Raw genomic sequence first — 16,266 nt, 5'->3', positions numbered from 1 at the left:
ACGAGCCGATCTCAACGTGCCAACCCCGCCACGTACGGTAACTGCGCCACAAGCCGAGAAGTGACGTCCTGGTGGGATCGACCACCTCCTCACGGGCCTACGACCGCTGCGGCCCGACCGTCCCCCTCGGACGCGGGGGGTGCGCTCGGCGTACCGCCGCCGAGCGCGCGGCGATAGCCGACGAGGGCGGCCGGGAGCACCGTGAGCGCGTAGGTCGCGGCCGTCGCGAGCGCCACTCCCGGCAGACCCACCCGGTCGGCCAATGCGATCTTGAGAGGTACGGCCAGCAACAGGCAGGCCGCCCAGCCGACGAACTGGGGTCGGAGCAACCCGATGCTGTTCTGCACCATGAACAGCGGAGACGCGACAGCCAGCAGCACCGACCAGACGGCGAGCCCGGCGAAGAGTGTTCGTGGCACCGACGGGAGATCGGCTGAACGCACCCACAGCCGCAGCACGTCGTTGCCGAAGAAGACGAGCGCAACCCCGGGCAGCGCGACCGCGGTGGCGGACAGGCACACCATCCGGGGGGTGGTACGCCGCACCCAGGCCAGGTCTCCGCGCGCCAGCGCCTCGCCGTTGGCCGGCCAGAGTGGCATGTTCACCAGCGTGACGAAGAGTGCCAGCAGGGTGAACATCCGCACCACCACCGCGTACGTCGCCGCCGCGGAAAGCCCGAGCACCCGGCTGATCAGGAAGCCGTCGAGGTTGAGCACCACCGAGCTCAGCACGGAGAGCAGGAAGAACCGGGTGCCGAGCCGGAGCAGCCCTCGGGCCACCGGCGCTCGCACGCAACCGGATCGGGGCCGCAACTCCCGGTTCTGCCACCCGAAATAGCAGACGGAGTTGGCCAGGTTGACCACCGGCACGGCGAACACCGCGGTGGCGATGACCAGCACCGGGTCGGCCCCGCTGGTGACCGTCGCGTAGACCAGGACGACGGAGACGAGACTGCCACCGGCCTGCCAGAGGTTGCTCTGCGCCACCTGCTGCTGGGCGTACTGGACCCGCTGGATCAGGGCGAGGGGAATGTTGACCAGGAAAGCACCGAAGCAGAGCAACACCACCGAGCGGGCGTCGCGGGCGACCGCTGGGTCCGTCGCGTTCAGCAGCGTCGGCCAGGGCACCCACCGCAGGGTGCCGACGAGGACAACCAGCAGCAGTACGGACAGCGCGCCGAGGATGGCGTAGGCGCTGGAGATCTCCCGGGCCGCCGCTCGACGCTCGCCGGTGCCGCGCAGCCTGGCCAGCCGGGTCAGCAGACCGTTGCCGAGCCCGAAGTCGGTGAAGAGCGCCATGCTGGTGAGCGAGGTGACCGCCATCCAGAGGCCGTACCGCTCGGCGCCGAGGCTGTGGAACGCCAGCGGGGTGATCAGAAGTGGCGCGGCCAACCCCACCATTTTGCCGGCCAACGAGGACACGATGCCGCGGACGAGCATCCGGCCCCGGGACTTCCCAGCACCGGGAGGGACTGCCGAAGACGAGGGCACCCCGGCCCGGCTGACGCGGTAGGACACCCGCGCCCCAGCGACCGCCCGGTGCCGTCCGCCGGCCGACGCCTCCCTGGTTTCTCCGTCTCGGACGGCCATCAAAGCCGCCGGACCGGTGGCCGGCCGATCGCCACCGGTCCATCGGTCGCGGTGCACCTTCGATGGGTGGCGGCGCGCACCACGCTGGCGATCGGTCGTCGCATGCCGCGCCACCTCCACGCTCCAGTCGACAGGTCGTCCGTACAACGACAGCCGTCGTCACGCAGTAACGAGAGGGGTTTGCGTAGTCACCCGCCGCGATTCGATTCCGCCCCGACACGGGCGCGGACCACCACAGGTCCATCCCGGGACAACTAGACTAAAACCGCATAGCTGTCTATAACGGAACCGTTTCGAGGGAGCAGACCGTGGGCGAGCCCACCACGACGAGGAGGGACCTGATTCCGGCGCTCTGGTCCTCCGCGACTCCACAGGTGCTGGCGCTCGCCGCGTACCGCTTCCCGCACGGCGATGCGATGTCCAACCGGCTGCTGCAGTTGGCCCGCTCCGCCACCCCGCCCGGGGGCCTGACACTGGTGGTCAACGACTGGCCCGACGACGGGTCGCGCCCGCCCCCCGCCGCGGACCTACCACCCGACGTACGACTGATCACGCTGCCCCGCCATCCCATCGGCGGTGGGGCGCTCGGCCGCTGGCTGCTCCGATACTTCCGCCCGATCCGAGTGCTGGCCGCGCTGCGTCGTGCCGGCGTCCGTCCCGGCGGGTTGGCCGGCGTCTACCTGCCGCTCGGCCTGTGGACCCTGACCACCTGGGTGGTGCTGCGGGTGGCGGTGCGCTGCCCGGTAACCGTGGACGTGCTGGAGCGGCACGACCGAGCACAGTTCCCCCGAGGTTGGCTGACGCCCTACTTCATCCGGCACCGGTGGGCGTCCTTCCTGGCCGGGCGGCTCGCCGACCAGATCATCGCCATCTCCGAGGTGCTGGAGCGACACTTCGTCAGCCGGCGCCGCCCGACTCTGGTGGTGCCGCCCCAGGTGGACTGCGCCGACTACGCCGACCCCGCGCCGCCCTCGCTCGACGACGGGCTCCGGCTGCTCTACGCCGGGACGGCCGGTGCCAAGGACCAGTTGGCCGTGGTGCTGGAAGGGATCCGCCTCCTGCCGCCCGAGGACCGGTCCAGGGTGCATCTGGTAATCGCCGGGATCAGCCAGGAGCAGGCCGGCAGTCTCTCCGACCTGGGTGAGGCCGGGCCGGCCGACCTCGACGACCAGGTGAGTTACCTCGGTCGGGTCCCGCGCGATCGGGTGCTCGCCGAGCTGCGCCGGGCGCACTTCTCGGTGCTCGTCCGCCCGCCGGTCGGGTACGCGCAGGCGGGATTTCCCTCCAAGGTGCCCGAGAGCCTCGCCGCCGGCTGCCCGGTACTGCTCAACCACAGCAGCGACCTGCGACGCTACATCGTGGACGGCCGGGAGGGCATCGTGCTCGACGGCTGCGGGGCAGACGACGTCCGGCGCGGGCTTGAACGGGCACTGCGGCTCGACGACGCGGGCTGGTGGACGATGAGCCACGCAGCCCGCGAACGGGCCTACTGCTTCGACTATCGAGGCTGGAGGTCCGCGGTCAGCGACTTCGTCACCGGTGCCGGGCGTGGCCCCGCCGGCAGCTCCGCCAGGCCGGCCAGCTCGGTGGCGGCCAGCCGCCGGTCCGGCGGGTAGACCTGCCGTTCATGCGTCAGGATGGTCTCCACCGGCCAGCGCAGCCGCATCACCCGGGCCGGGTTGCCGGCGGCCACCGCGTACGGCGGCACCGACCGGGTGACCACGGCGCCGGCCCCGATCACTGCGCCCCGGCCAATCGTCACCCCGTGCAGGATCACCGCCCGGGTGCCCACCCAGACGTCGTCACCGATGGTCACACCTCGGTCGTGGCTCTCGTCTCCGGGCTCCTTTTCGGCCGCGGTCATCGGCAGGCCGACCTGGTCGATACGGTGGTTGCCGCCCCGGATGGTCACCTCGGGGCCGAACATGACGTTGTCGCCAATCCGGATCCGGCTCTGAGCTGCCATCAGGATCGGCCGGTACCCGAGGTCCACATTCTGCCCGACCTCGATCGTCTCGCAGGTGTAGACCCCGTCGGGGTCGAAGGTGAAGTTGTTTCCGCGAGCGGCGAACCGGCCGGCCAGAGCGTAGCCGCGGATGGCGCGCCGGACCTGGGTGCCGGTGCGCAGGAAACGGTCCAGGGCGGCGAGGACCGGGCCAAGGAGAACACCGGGGCGGTGCGCGGCGACCCGCATCAGGACTCCGGCCGGGCGGCGGTCTGCTCCACCACCGACCCGACGATCACCCACCGGCCGCCCACCGACCGTCCACGGTCCTGCCGGTCCCGGGCCGCCGCACGCCGGTCCCACCACGCCGCACGTGTAGCGCGCACCGTGCTGACCATCATGACCCCTTTTTCTCATGCCTGCCCGATTAGCCGGATCGATGCTAGTCGGCTGGCCCACTGAATCGGACCGGATCGCCGGTTTCCAGCGGACACGACACGGCGTCACGTTCTGCCGACGTCGGCGCCGATCGTCCGACCGGCTAGTTCTCGACTCGCCCGTCCGGCCGTCGGAACCTTGCCGCTCGGCCCGCTGGCGGCAGGGGCCACAGAAGCTGAGGTTCTGGCCGTGTCCGACTGCGGATTTTGGGGTTGATCGGGGGAATGCTGGCTGACTGTCGCCAATCGGCTCGGTCATCCGTTTTTCGCTCGTTAGGACGCTTGCCCAGCGTTGTCCCGACGCCGTTGGAGGTGGGATCGTGCCGATGCCTGGTGGTCTCGTGACCGGTGGTGCCCGATGAGCGGCACCGTGTATCTGTCGCCACCCGACGTCGGGCCGCTCGAGGAGTCGTACCTGATTGCCGCCCTGCGCTCGGGCTGGGTCGCACCGGTCGGCCCGGACCTGGAGGCCTTCGAGCGGGACATCGCCGCGCGGGTTGGCACCGGCGGCGCCCTCGCCGTCAACTCCGGGACAGCGGCTCTGCACCTGGCCCTGCTCGGTGTCGGTGTCGACCCCGGCGACGTGGTCATCGTGCCCACGCTCACCTTCGTCGCCACCGCGAACGCGGCCCGCTACGTCGGCGCGCGGCCGGTCTTCGTCGACTGCGACCCGCGCACCGGCAACGTGGACGTCGCCCTCATCGACGAAGTGCTGCGACGGCTGCGGTCGCGCGGCGAGCGGGTCGGCGCGATCGTTCCCGTCGACATGTTCGGCGGCTGCGCCGACTACCGCGCCCTGGTCCCGCTCTGCGCCGACGCCGGCGTCCCCCTGGTGGAGGACGCCGCGGAGGCCCTGGGCGCCAGCCACGGGGGGCAACCCGCCGGCTCCTTCGGGCGCGTCGGGGTGCTCTCCTTCAACGGCAACAAGATCATGACCACCTCCGGCGGCGGGATGCTGGTGTCCGACGACGCCGCGCTCCTCGCCCGGGCCCGCCACCTCGCCACCCAGGCCCGCGAGCCGGCGCGGCACTACGAACACCGGGAGACGGGTTACAACTACCGGCTCAGCAACCTCCTCGCGGCGCTCGGCCGAGCCCAGTTGCTCCGGCTGGACGCGATGATCGCCCGCCGCCGGCACCTACGCGATCACTACGCCAAGCTCTTCGCCCCGGTGCCGGGCGTCCGGCTGCTCGGCGCGGAGGACACCGAGTCCAACTGTTGGCTCACCGTCATCATCGTCGAGCGGGAGCGGTGCGGCTGGCGGGCGGAGGACCTGGCGAACCACCTGGCCGAGCGGGATATCGAGACCCGCCCGGTGTGGAAACCGATGCATCTGCAGCCCATGCACGTCGGAGCCGAGAGCCTGCTCACCGGCGCGGCGGAGCGACTCTTCACCGACGGGCTCACGCTGCCCAGCGGCAGTGCTCTCACCGAGCCGCAGATCGCCCGGCTGTCCGCCGCGATCGAGGAGTTCCTGAGCCTCCGGACGGGAGCTTCCGCGGGGTGACGACCGGTGGCACGGGAGACGGCCCGGCATTGCGCACTATCCCGGAAACCACCCAAAAATCACGACGATGCCTGTAACAAGGACAAAGGGCGTTTGGTCCCTTCTGTCGTACACGGCGGAAGCGGTCGGAGACGGGTCAGGGAGCCAGTACATGCCGCAGGAGACACAGCACACGCAGCGCGCGGACCGATCGACACGACGGGCCAGGGCCCGCCGCCGCACCGCGGGCTTCCTCGCTACCGACACCACCGCCTGGGTCAGCGGCTTCGCCGCGGCCGTGTGGACCCGGTTCGAGTTCGATCTTCCGCCGGGCCAACTGGGTCGGGCCGCGGTGATCGGTGTGCTCGCGGCCGTCGTGCACGTGGCGGTGGCGGCGGTACGCCGGCTCTACTCCGGACGACATCCACTCGGCAGCCTGCAGGAGGTCCAGGGCGTCGCCGGCACCGCCATCCTGACGGCGGCCATCGTGCTGTTCGGCCTGCTGTCCTCCGGCGACCGGCCGGTGCCGGCGAGCACCCCGCTGGTCGGCGGCGCCCTCGCCCTGCTCCTGATGCTCGGCGCCCGGTTCGCGTACCGGCACCGCCGCGACCTCTCCATGCGTCCCGACGTCCGGTCGTCGACACCGGTGCTGCTGTTCGGGATGGGCGACGCCGGGCAGGAACTGCTGCGGGCGATGCTCGGCGACCCGCGCGGCCGGTACCTGCCGGTGGGCGCCCTCGACGACGATCCGGACAAGCGGGACCTGCGCATCCGCGGGGTGCGGGTGCTCGGTGGGCGGGACGACGTGGGCTCCGCGGTCCGGCGTACCGGCGCGAAGGCGGTCATCTTCTCGGTGGCCAACGCCGACGCGGCGCTGATCCGCCAGATCCGCGAGGCCACGCTCACCGCGGGGGCGGTGTTCAAGGTGTTGCCCCCCGTGCGGGACCTGGTCGACCACCGGATCACCGTCACCGACGTCCGGGACGTGCAGATCGGCGATCTCCTCGGCCGCCGACAGGTGGTCGGCGACCTTCCGCTGAACACCAACAGCCTGACCGGGCGGCGGGTCCTGATCACCGGCGCCGGTGGGTCGATCGGCTCGGAGCTCTGCCGGCAGGTGATGAAGGCCGACCCGGGTGAGCTGATGATGCTGGACCGGGACGAGTCGGCCCTGCACGGCCTGCAGATGTCGCTCGCCGGGAGGGCCCTGCTGGACGGCCCGGAGTTGATCCTCGCCGACCTGCGCGACGACGAGGGTCTGCGTCGGATCATTCGGGAGCGTCGACCGGAGATCATCTTGCACGCGGCGGCGCTGAAACACCTGACCCTCTTGCAGCGGCACCCCGGCGAGGCGGTCAAGACGAACGTCTGGGGCACCCTGTCGGTGCTGGACGCCTGCCGGGACGTGGCCAAGTTCGTCAACATCTCCACCGACAAGGCGGCCGACCCGATCAGCGTGCTCGGGTACTCCAAGCGGATCACCGAGCGGCTGACCGCGCACGCCGCGTCCCGGTTCCCGGGGACGTTCCTCAGCGTCCGGTTCGGCAACGTGCTCAGCAGCCGCGGCTCGGTGGTGACGGCCTTCCAGCGACAGATCGAGGACGCCAAGCCGCTGACCGTCACCCATCCGGACGTCACCCGCTACCTGATGACCGTCCAGGAGGCGGTCCACCTGGTGCTCCAGGCCGCCGAGATCGGCCGGGACGGCGAGGCGCTGGTGCTGGACATGGGCGAGCCGGTCCGCATCGCCGACCTCGCCCGGCAGATGGCCGAGCAGGCGTCCAGCAGGGTGCCGATCGTCTACACCGGTCTTCGTCCCGGGGAGAAGCTGCACGAGGACCTGTTCGGCACCGGCGAGGTGGACACCCGGCCGTTCCACCCGCTGGTGTCCCACGTGGCAGTGCCGCCGCTGGACCCGATGGAGGTGAGCGGGCTCGACCCGTACGACGACACGGCGAAGATCGTCGAGCACCTGGCGCTGCTCTGCGCCCAGCCGATCGACCCGACGGTGGACGGACCGGTGGGCGTACCCCTGCAGTCGCGATGATCGACCCGCCAACACCGCGGCTGATCTTCCGACCGGCAGCTGGTCAATCCACCACGCCCGTCACGCCCGTCACGGCCGGCGCCGACACCAACACGGTCAGCAACCTCACGCCCATCGAACTATTGACATCGATAACCCCACGCCGAAGGCTCGCGCCTACAGGTCCTTCACCCAAGGAGGCGCGATGAGACCGAGACGACTGGCGATCGCCGGCGTGCTCACCCTGCTCGGCGCACTGGCACTCACCCCACCCGCCAGCGCGCGGCCGCCGTCCGATCCGGACACCAGGGACAGCCTGGAGGTGTACGTCGGCACCGTCGACGCGAAACAGCGCGACAAGCTGCGCGCGGCGGGGGTCGACCTCGGCCACGACGCGAAGACCGACTCGGCCGGACAGACCACTGTCGAGACGGTGCTCAGCCGCCGGCAGGCCAAGCGGCTCACCGACCAGGGTGTTCCCCTGTCGGTGAAGAAGGTTCGCGGCAAGGACGCCTCGCAGGCGCTGCGGGAGCAGGCCGCGGCCGGCTGGACGGCGTTCCGCCCCTACGGGGAGCCCGGCGGCCTCCGGGACGAACTGAACGCCACCGCCGCGAGGTTCCCCAAGCTGACAAAGGTGGAGACGCTCGGCCGCAGCCAGCAGGGCCAACCGATCCTCGCCCTCAAGGTCACCAGGAACGCGCGGACCGTGCCGGACGGGCAGCGACCGGCGGTGCTCTACGCCGGCGCGCAGCACGCCCGCGAATGGATCACGCCGGAGATGACCCGCCGGCTGATGCACCACGTGTTGGACAGCTACGGCACCGACCGGGAGATCACCCGCCTGTTGGACACCACCGAGCTGTGGTTCCTGCCGGTCGCCAACCCGGACGGCTACGACCACACCTTCACCCCCGGCAACCGCTTGTGGCGCAAGAACCTGCGGGACAACAACGGCGACGGGCAGATCACCTCGGGCGACGGCGTCGACCTCAACCGCAACTTCAGCTACAAGTGGGGGTACGACAACGAGGGCTCGTCGCCGGAGCCGAGCAGCGAGACCTACCGGGGTCCGGGCCCCAACTCGGAGCCGGAGACCAAAGCCCTGGACCGGCTCTTCAAGCGGGTCGGGTTCGAGTTCTTCGTCAACTACCACTCGGCGGCCGAGCTGCTGCTCTACGGTGTCGGCTGGCAGGTGAGCACCCCCACGCCGGACGACGTGATCTACGAGGCGATGGCCGGTGACGACGCGCACCCGGCGGTGCCCGGCTACGACCCGGACATCTCCGCCGAGCTGTACACCACGAACGGCGACACCGACAGCCACGCCACCGTCAAGTACGGCACGCTGGGCTTCACCCCGGAGATGTCCACCTGCGAGGCCGCCTCGGCGGTCGACCCGGACGACCAGTGGCGTCCGGAGGACTGCGTGAGCGGCTTCATCTTCCCCGACGACGAGGCCCTCATCGCCGGTGAGGTGCGGAAGAACCTGCCGTTCGCGCTGGCCGTGGCCCGATCCGCGGCCGACCCGGACGACCCGGTGTCGGTGGTCGGCCGCAGCACCCCGGACTTCGTTGTGGACGCGTTCGACACCTCCTACGGGCGCACCCAGCAGGTCGCCTCGATCACCCGTCGGGCGCTGAAGAACGTCCGGATGCACTACACGGTCAACGGCGGGCGGCCGAAGACGGTACCGGTCCGCGAGTGGCGCGGCGGCGAGCGCTACGGCGACACGAACGACGACTACTACGCCGAGCTGCGTGGCACGGTCACCGGCGCGAAGCCGGGTGACCGGGTGGAGGTCTGGTTCACCGGGAACAAACCGCGGGCCGGGGTGATCGCCAGTCAACACTTCACGTACCAGGTGCACAGCGACATCGGTGGCGACGTCCTGATCCTCGCGATGGAGGACGTCACCGGCCTCAGCCCGGCGCAGACCGGCACCACCGCGAAGTACGCCGACGAGGTCGCGGCGTCGCTGGGCGCCGCCGGGCGCAGCAGCGACGTGTACGACTTCGACGCGATGGGACGCGAGGCGCCGCACCCGCTGGGCGTGCTGTCGCACTACAAGGCGGTGGTCTGGGAGACCGGCGACGACGTGATCCTGCGCTCCCCCGGCCAGGTGCCCGGCACCGCGGCCAAGGCGGCGCTGGACACCGAGCTGGCCGTCCGGGACTACCTCAACGAGGGCGGCAAGCTCCTGATCAGCGGCCAGTACGCGCTGTACGCCCAGGGCTCCAACGGGTCGTACGTCTATCACCCGGACGCGCCACCCGAGTGCACCGACGCCGACTCCGCCAGCTGCCTGCCGTTGCTCAACGACTTCCAGCAGTACTGGCTGGGCGCGCACACCTACGTCAGCGACGGCGGCACCTCCCCGGAGGGGGGACCGTATCCGGTTGCCGGGATCGACGGGGCGTTCACCGGCTTCAGCGGGCAGCTCAACGCGCCCGGGTCGGCGGAGAACCAGGAGCACACCGCGTCGTTCCTGACCACGTCGAGCTTCCTGCCGCCGGACCAGTTCCCACAGTTCGCCAGCTCCGCGCCGGTGGGCTGGACCCGGCCGGGCAGCGCGCCGTTCGACCCGCGTACCGGTGAGTGGTACCTGCACAGCGGGCAGAGCGACGAGTCCTACAAGCGACTCACCCACACGGTGGACCTCACCGGGGCGAGCGCCGCCGAGTTGCGTTTCTTCACCTCGTACGACGTCGAGCAGGACTGGGACTTCCTCTTCGTCGAGGCGCACGAGGTGGGCACCGACAACTGGACGACACTGCCGGACGCCAACGGCAAGACCAGCACGGCCACCGGGGAGAGCTGCCTCAGCAACTGGGCCGAGCTGCATCCGTTCCTCGCGCACTACCAGGGCGCGGACTGCTCGCCCACCGGGAGCACCGGCAGCTGGAACGCGGCGACCGGCGCCTCCGGCGGCTGGAAGGAGTTCGTGGCGGACCTGTCCGGTTACGCCGGCAAGCAGGTCGAGGTGTCGATCACGTACGCCTCGGACTGGTCCACCCAGGGGCTCGGCGTCTTCCTGGACGACGCCCGGGTGCTTGTCGACGGGTCGACAGTGGCGGAGACCTCGTTCGAGTCGGCCGACCTGGGCGGCTGGACGGTGGCCGGGCCACCGCCCGGGTCCGGTGCCAACGCCACCGACTGGTCGCGCAGCCAGCGGGCGTTCGAGGAGGGCTCGGTGGTGGTCACCGGCGACACCGTCTATCTGGGCTTCGGGCTGGAGGGTCTGCCCCCGGCGGCCCGCGACGACCTGGTCGCCCGCTCGCTGCGGCACCTCACCGGTCAACCCCGACCCTGACGGCGGCGAGGTGCGCCGGCGGTCCCCCGACCGCCGGCGCACCTTCGCTGTACGCCGGGTGCGGCCACCACGAATGTGGTGAGCTGTACGGGTGTCGGGGCTGGGACTTGTGCTGCACCCCACCCGGGATGTCACCGAGGTGGTCGGGATCATCGAACGGTGGGCGACGCGCCACCACAAGACGCTGATGGTGCGCGAGGAGGACCAGCACCGCGTGCCGTCCTGCGTCGAACCGGTGCCGGCCGACGAGGTCGCCACCCGCTCCAACGCGTTGATCAGCATCGGCGGTGACGGCACCATGCTGGGTGCGCTGCGCTCCGCCGTCGGCGACCCCAAGCCGGTGCTCGGCGTACACCTGGGTCACCTGGGGTTTCTCGTCGAGATCGAGCCGCCGGAGCTGCCCGACGCGCTGAGTCGGCTGCTGTCGAAGGACTTCACCGTCGAGTCGCACGCCTGCCTCGCCTGCGACGTGTGCGGGGACGACGTCGTGGCGTTCAACGACATCGCGTTGGTCCGTCAGCCCGGCTCCGGCTTCGTCAGCGTCACCCTCGGCATCGACGGCCAACAGTACGGCTACTACCGCAGCGACGCCGTGGTGGTGAGCACCCCGATCGGCTCGACGGCGTACAGCTACGCGGCCGGTGGCCCACTGATCTCCCCCGCCGCGGACTCGGTGGTGATCACCCCGTCGGCGCCGATGGCCGGTATCTCCCGCTCGGTGGTGCTGTCGCCGGACGAGAAGATCCGGTTGGAGCTGCGCCCCGACTCGTCACCGATCGTTGTGGAGATGGACGGGCTGGTGTTCCGCGACGCGGCCACGGAGGGGGCCGTGGACATCACGTACCGCCGCAACGCCGGCCTGGTGGTCCGCTTCGACCCGCTGCGCTACCAGGAACGCAACCAGCTGAAGATGACGCTGCTCGACCTGCCGTTCCTGCCCGAGCAGCTCCGCGAGCTACTCCCCGAAGAACTACGGAGACGCGCCCAGCAGGAGATCCCCCCACCCTGCTAACCCCCAACCCCCACACCACCCCCTCCCGTCCCCTCTGCGTTGATCATGAGGTTGACGGGGCGATTGGAGATCAACGAGCCCGCCAACGTCATGATCAACGCGGGTGGGGGTGGGGGTGGGTGGGGTTAGGCGTGGGTTAGGGCTTGGTCTACTAGGGTTTTGGCTTCTTGTTGGATCTGCTTGAGGTGGTCGGGGCCCCGGAAGGACTCGGCGTAGATCTTGTAGACGTCCTCCGTGCCGGACGGGCGCGCGGCGAACCAGCCGGACTCGGTGCTGACCTTGAGGCCGCCGATCGGTGCGTTGTTGCCGGGGGCGGTGGTCAACGTCGCCGTGATCGGCTCACCGGCCAGCTCGGTGGCGTCGACCTGGTCCGGGGAGAGCTTGGCGAGAACGGCCTTCTGCTCCCGGGTGGCCGGGGCGTCGATCCGGGCGTACGCGGGCGCGCCGAACCGCTCGGCCAGCTCCGCCCAGTGCTCGCTCGGGCTGCGCCCGGTGGTGGCCAGGATCTCGGAGGCGAGCAGGCAGAGCAGGATGCCGTCCTTGTCGGTGGTCCAGGTGGAGCCGTCGCGGCGCAGGAACGACGCCCCGGCGCTCTCCTCACCGCCGAAGCCGACCGAACCGTCGAGCAGGCCGGGCACGAACCACTTGAAGCCGACCGGCACCTCCAGCAGCGGCCGGCCCAGGTCCGCGGCGACCCGGTCGATCATCGACGAGGAGACAAGCGTCTTGCCCACCGCGGCGGCCGGACCCCATGCGGTACGCGTCCGGAACAGGTGCCCGATCGCCACCGCCAGGAAGTGGTTGGGATTCATCAGGCCGGCGTCCGGGGTGACGATGCCGTGCCGGTCGGCGTCCGCGTCGTTGCCGGTGGAAATCTGGTAGTCGGCGCGGGCGGCGATCAGCGACGCCATCGCGTTGGGCGAGGAGCAGTCCATCCGGATCTTGCCGTCGCCGTCCAGGGTCATGAACCGCCAGGTCGGGTCGACAGTCGGGTTGACCACCGTCAGGTCCAGTCGGTGCCGCTCGGCGATCTCACCCCAGTAGGCCACGCTCGCCCCGCCCAGCGGGTCCGCGCCGATCCGGATCCCGGCGTCACGGATGGCGTCGATGTCGATCGCCGCCGGCAGGTCGTCGACGTAGTGGGCGAGGAAGTCGTACTCCCCGGTGGTGTCGGCGGCCCGCGCCCGCGCGTAGGTGATCCGGCGGACCTCCTTGAGCCCGCCAGCGAGGATCGCGTTGGCGCGGTCCTGGATCCAGCGGGTCACGTCGGTGTCGGCCGGCCCGCCGTTCGTCGGGTTGTACTTGAAACCGCCGTCGTCCGGCGGGTTGTGCGACGGGGTGATGACGATGCCGTCGGCGAGCCCGCTGGTGCGGCCCCGGTTGTGGGTGAGGATCGCATGCGACAGCGCCGGGGTGGGGGTGTAGCCGTCGCGGCTGTCGACGAGCACTGTGACCCCGTTGGCGGCGAGCACCTCCAGGGCGTCCACGGCGGCCGGCGCGGACAGCGCGTGGGTGTCCCGGGCGAGGAAGAGCGGCCCGTCCGGCCCCTGCTCCCGCCGGTAGTCGCAGAGCGCCTGGGTGACCGCCAGGATGTGGTCGGAGTTGAACGCGTTGCGCAGGCTGGAGCCGCGGTGGCCGGAGGTGCCGAAGGAGACCTGCTGGGCCGGGTCCGCGGGGTCCGGATGCTCGGCGTAGTAGGCGGTCACCAGGCGCGGCACGTCGACCAGGTCGGCGGGCTCGGCGGGCTGGCCGGCACGGGGGTGGGTCACTGCGGGATCCTCCTCGGGGAGTGCGTGTCGGTCACGGCTCGACCTTCTGGCCCTTGCCGATCACCACGATGCCATTGTCGGAGACGGTGTAGCGCTGCCGGTCCTTCTCCAGGTCGACGCCGATCTCGACGCCCTCCGGGACGAACACGTTCTTGTCCAGGATGGCCCGCCGGACCACCGCGTGCCGGCCGATCTCCACACCCTCCATCAGCACCGAGCCCTCGACGTGCGCCCAGGAGTGCACCCGCACCTTTGGCGAGACAATCGAGTTCTCCACCAGCGAGCCGGAGATCACCACCCCGGGCGACACCATCGAGCCGACCGCCCGGCCGACCCGCTCACCCCACTGGTGGACGAACTTCGCCGGCGGCCACGGCGGCTGCTCCGTGTAGATCGGCCAGTCGAAGTTGTACATGTTGAACACGGGGTGCACGTTGATCAGATCCATGTGCGCGTCGTAGAACGAGTCGAGCGTCCCCACGTCCCGCCAGTACCCGCGGTCCCGGTCGGTGCTGCCCGGCACCTCGTTGTCGCGGAAGTCGTAGACATTGGCCTCGCCGCGCTCGACGAGCATCGGGATGATGCTGCCGCCCATGTCGTGCTTGCTGGTCTTGTCCTCCGCGTCGCGCTCGACCGCCTCGCAGAGCGCCCGGGTGGTGAAGACGTAGTTGCCCATCGAGGCGTAGATCTCGTCCGGCGCGTCGGGCAGACCGACCGCGTCGGTGGGCTTCTCGCGGAACGCCCGGATCCGCTTGCCGTCCTCGCCGACCTCGATGACGCCGAACTGGTCGGCCATCGACAGCGGCTGGCGGATGCCGGCGACGGTGACCGCGGCGCCGGAGGCGATGTGGTCCTCCACCATCTGCCGCGGGTCCATCCGGTAGATGTGGTCGGCGCCGAAGACGATCACGTAGTCGGGCTGCTCGTCGTTGATGAGGTTGAAACTCTGGTAGATCGCGTCGGCCGAGCCGGCGAACCACCACGGGCCACGACGCTGCTGCGCGGGCACCGGGGTGACGTAGTTGCCGAGCAGCGTGGACATCCGCCAGGTCTTGGTGATGTGCCGGTCGAGGGAATGGGACTTGTACTGGGTCAGCACGACAATCTTGAGATAGCCGGCGTTGGCCAGGTTGGAGAGGACGAAGTCGACCATGCGGTACATCCCGCCGAACGGGACGGCCGGCTTGGCCCGGTCCGTGGTGAGTGGCATCAGGCGCTTGCCCTCCCCACCCGCCAGGACGATCGCGAGCACCTTGGCAGCCATGCCCCGACGCTATCCACCCGCGTCGGACTTCACCACTCGTACGGGGAGTCTTCTGCATTAGGGTGCGGGGTCATGACGGAACCCACCCCGCTGCGCGTCGATCTGCTCACCCGCGAGTACCCGCCGGAGGTCTACGGCGGCGCCGGGGTGCACGTCGAGTACCTGGCCCGGGAGTTGCGCCACCGCGCCGACGTACGGGTGCACTGCTTCGGCCTGCCGCGCACCGAGCCGGGCGTCACCGCGTACGCCGAACCGCCCGGCCTGACCGGCGCGAACGCCGCGCTGCGCACGATGGGCGTGGACCTGGAGATGGCCGCCGGCGCGGCCGGCGCCGACGTGGTGCACAGCCACACCTGGTACGCCAACCTGGCCGGTCACACCGCGAAGCTGCTGCACGGGGTGCCGCACGTGGTGACCGCGCACAGCCTGGAGCCGCTGCGGCCGTGGAAGGCCGAGCAGCTCGGCGGCGGTTACGCGCTCTCCTCCTGGATCGAGCGGACCGCGATGGAGGCCGCCGACGCGGTGATCGCGGTCAGTGGCGGGATGCGCAACGACGTGCTCACCGCCTACCCGCAGATCGACCCGGACCGGATCCGGGTGGTCTACAACGGCATCGACACAGTGCAGTACGCGCCGGATCAGGGCACCGACGTGCTCGACCGGCTCGGCATCGACCCGTCCCGGCCGAGCGTGGCCTACGTGGGAAGGATCACTCGGCAGAAGGGACTGCCCTACCTGTTGCGGGCCGCGCGGGAGCTGCCGGCGGACACCCAGCTCGTGCTGCTCGCCGGCGCACCGGACACCGCCGAGATCGCCGCCGAGGTGGAGGAGCTGGTCGCCGAGTTGCGGGCGAACCGTTCCGGCGTGGTCTGGGTCGCCGAGATGCTGCCCAAGCCCGAGGTGATCCAGGTGCTCACCCACGCCACCGTCTTCGCCTGCCCGTCGATCTACGAGCCGATGGGCATCGTCAACCTGGAGGCGATGGCCTGCGAGACGGCGGTGGTGGCGACCGCGACCGGCGGCATTCCCGAGGTGGTGGCCGACGGTGAGACGGGCCTGCTGGTGCCGATCGAGCAGGTCACCGACGGGTCCGGGACGCCGTTGGAGCCGGAGAAGTTCGTCGCCGACCTGGCGGCGGCGATCAACACGCTGCTCGCCGACCCGGCGCGCACCGGGCGCTTCGGCCTGGCCGGTCGGCGGCGCGCGGTGGAGCACTTCTCCTGGGACGCCATCGCCGGTCAGACCCTCGACGTCTACCGCTCGGTCGGCGCGGGTGTCGGCGGGGGCCGCGACGCGGGCTGAGGACGGAGATCCACACGCCTTCCCGGAAACCGCTGCCTCCCGACGCCGGGAAGCAACGGTTTCACGGAACCCGTGTGGATCTTGGCGGCCGGCCGCCCGCGGTGAGGGACGCACAGACGTGCTTGG

General features: G+C 70.7%; 11 protein-coding genes. 6 read left to right on the top strand and 5 right to left on the bottom strand.

The window, feature by feature from the left end:
- Positions 1-89 precede the first annotated feature (89 nt).
- Positions 90-1,391: a lipopolysaccharide biosynthesis protein gene (locus ACQPWW_RS11245; protein WP_433131782.1), complete on the bottom strand. Its 1,302-nt coding sequence runs from the start codon at positions 1,389-1,391 to the stop codon at positions 90-92.
- Between the two features lie 506 nt (positions 1,392-1,897).
- Between ACQPWW_RS11245 and ACQPWW_RS11240 the strand changes: the two genes are divergently transcribed.
- Positions 1,898-3,205 (top strand): glycosyltransferase, encoded by a 1,308-nt coding sequence (locus ACQPWW_RS11240; RefSeq protein WP_433131777.1) that lies wholly within the window; start codon positions 1,898-1,900, stop codon positions 3,203-3,205.
- Here ACQPWW_RS11240 and ACQPWW_RS11235 read toward each other — a convergent pair.
- Positions 3,088-3,783: an acyltransferase gene (locus ACQPWW_RS11235; protein WP_433131775.1), complete on the bottom strand. Its 696-nt coding sequence runs from the start codon at positions 3,781-3,783 to the stop codon at positions 3,088-3,090. The two genes, ACQPWW_RS11240 and ACQPWW_RS11235, sit on opposite strands and share 118 nt — an antisense overlap.
- Positions 3,783-3,920, bottom strand: coding sequence for a hypothetical protein (locus tag ACQPWW_RS11230; protein ID WP_433131773.1), 138 nt, complete (start codon positions 3,918-3,920; stop codon positions 3,783-3,785). The genes ACQPWW_RS11235 and ACQPWW_RS11230 overlap by 1 nt, the downstream gene beginning before the upstream one ends.
- Positions 3,921-4,329: 409 nt before the next feature.
- On the opposite strand from ACQPWW_RS11230, the gene ACQPWW_RS11225 reads away from it, so the two are divergent.
- From ACQPWW_RS11225 to ACQPWW_RS11210, 4 genes are all read left to right on the top strand, one after another.
- Positions 4,330-5,478, top strand: coding sequence for a DegT/DnrJ/EryC1/StrS family aminotransferase (locus tag ACQPWW_RS11225; protein ID WP_433131771.1), 1,149 nt, complete (start codon positions 4,330-4,332; stop codon positions 5,476-5,478).
- Positions 5,479-5,629: 151 nt separating this feature from the next.
- Positions 5,630-7,504, top strand: coding sequence for a polysaccharide biosynthesis protein (locus ACQPWW_RS11220; RefSeq protein WP_433131769.1), 1,875 nt, complete (start codon positions 5,630-5,632; stop codon positions 7,502-7,504).
- A 184-nt stretch (positions 7,505-7,688) separates the two neighbouring features.
- On the top strand, positions 7,689-10,793 hold the full coding sequence (locus ACQPWW_RS11215; protein ID WP_433131767.1) for a M14 family zinc carboxypeptidase: 3,105 nt from the start codon (positions 7,689-7,691) through the stop codon (positions 10,791-10,793).
- Between the two features lie 100 nt (positions 10,794-10,893).
- Complete coding sequence (locus ACQPWW_RS11210) at positions 10,894-11,805, top strand: NAD(+)/NADH kinase (RefSeq protein WP_433134274.1); 912 nt, start codon at positions 10,894-10,896, stop codon at positions 11,803-11,805.
- Between the two features lie 125 nt (positions 11,806-11,930).
- On the opposite strand, the gene pgm is transcribed toward ACQPWW_RS11210, so the two are convergent.
- Positions 11,931-13,574: a phosphoglucomutase (alpha-D-glucose-1,6-bisphosphate-dependent) gene (pgm, locus tag ACQPWW_RS11205; protein WP_433131765.1), complete on the bottom strand. Its 1,644-nt coding sequence runs from the start codon at positions 13,572-13,574 to the stop codon at positions 11,931-11,933.
- 31 nt (positions 13,575-13,605) lie between these two features.
- Positions 13,606-14,838 (bottom strand): glucose-1-phosphate adenylyltransferase, encoded by a 1,233-nt coding sequence (gene glgC / locus ACQPWW_RS11200; protein WP_282261160.1) that lies wholly within the window; start codon positions 14,836-14,838, stop codon positions 13,606-13,608.
- Between the two features lie 72 nt (positions 14,839-14,910).
- Between glgC and glgA the strand changes: the two genes are divergently transcribed.
- Positions 14,911-16,140, top strand: coding sequence for a glycogen synthase (glgA, locus tag ACQPWW_RS11195; RefSeq protein WP_433131762.1), 1,230 nt, complete (start codon positions 14,911-14,913; stop codon positions 16,138-16,140).
- Positions 16,141-16,266: the final 126 nt, after the last annotated feature.

Source organism: Micromonospora sp. CA-240977 (assembly GCF_050942285.1).
GTDB lineage: Bacteria > Actinomycetota > Actinomycetes > Mycobacteriales > Micromonosporaceae > Micromonospora.
The sequence above is the reverse complement of the archived record's forward strand: the minus strand, read 5'-3'. Positions and strand labels throughout refer to the sequence as shown.

Excerpts from the sequence above, each read along its gene's own strand:
- ACQPWW_RS11225 (WP_433131771.1), top strand. The coding sequence starts at position 4,330 with ATGAGCGGCACCGTGTATCTGTCGCCACCCGACGTCGGGCCGCTCGAG.
- ACQPWW_RS11235 (WP_433131775.1), bottom strand. The coding sequence starts at position 3,783 with ATGCGGGTCGCCGCGCACCGCCCCGGTGTTCTCCTTGGCCCGGTCCTC.
- glgC (WP_282261160.1), bottom strand. The coding sequence starts at position 14,838 with ATGGCTGCCAAGGTGCTCGCGATCGTCCTGGCGGGTGGGGAGGGCAAG.
- glgA (WP_433131762.1), top strand. The coding sequence starts at position 14,911 with ATGACGGAACCCACCCCGCTGCGCGTCGATCTGCTCACCCGCGAGTAC.
- ACQPWW_RS11220 (WP_433131769.1), top strand. The coding sequence starts at position 5,630 with ATGCCGCAGGAGACACAGCACACGCAGCGCGCGGACCGATCGACACGA.
- ACQPWW_RS11215 (WP_433131767.1), top strand. The coding sequence starts at position 7,689 with ATGAGACCGAGACGACTGGCGATCGCCGGCGTGCTCACCCTGCTCGGC.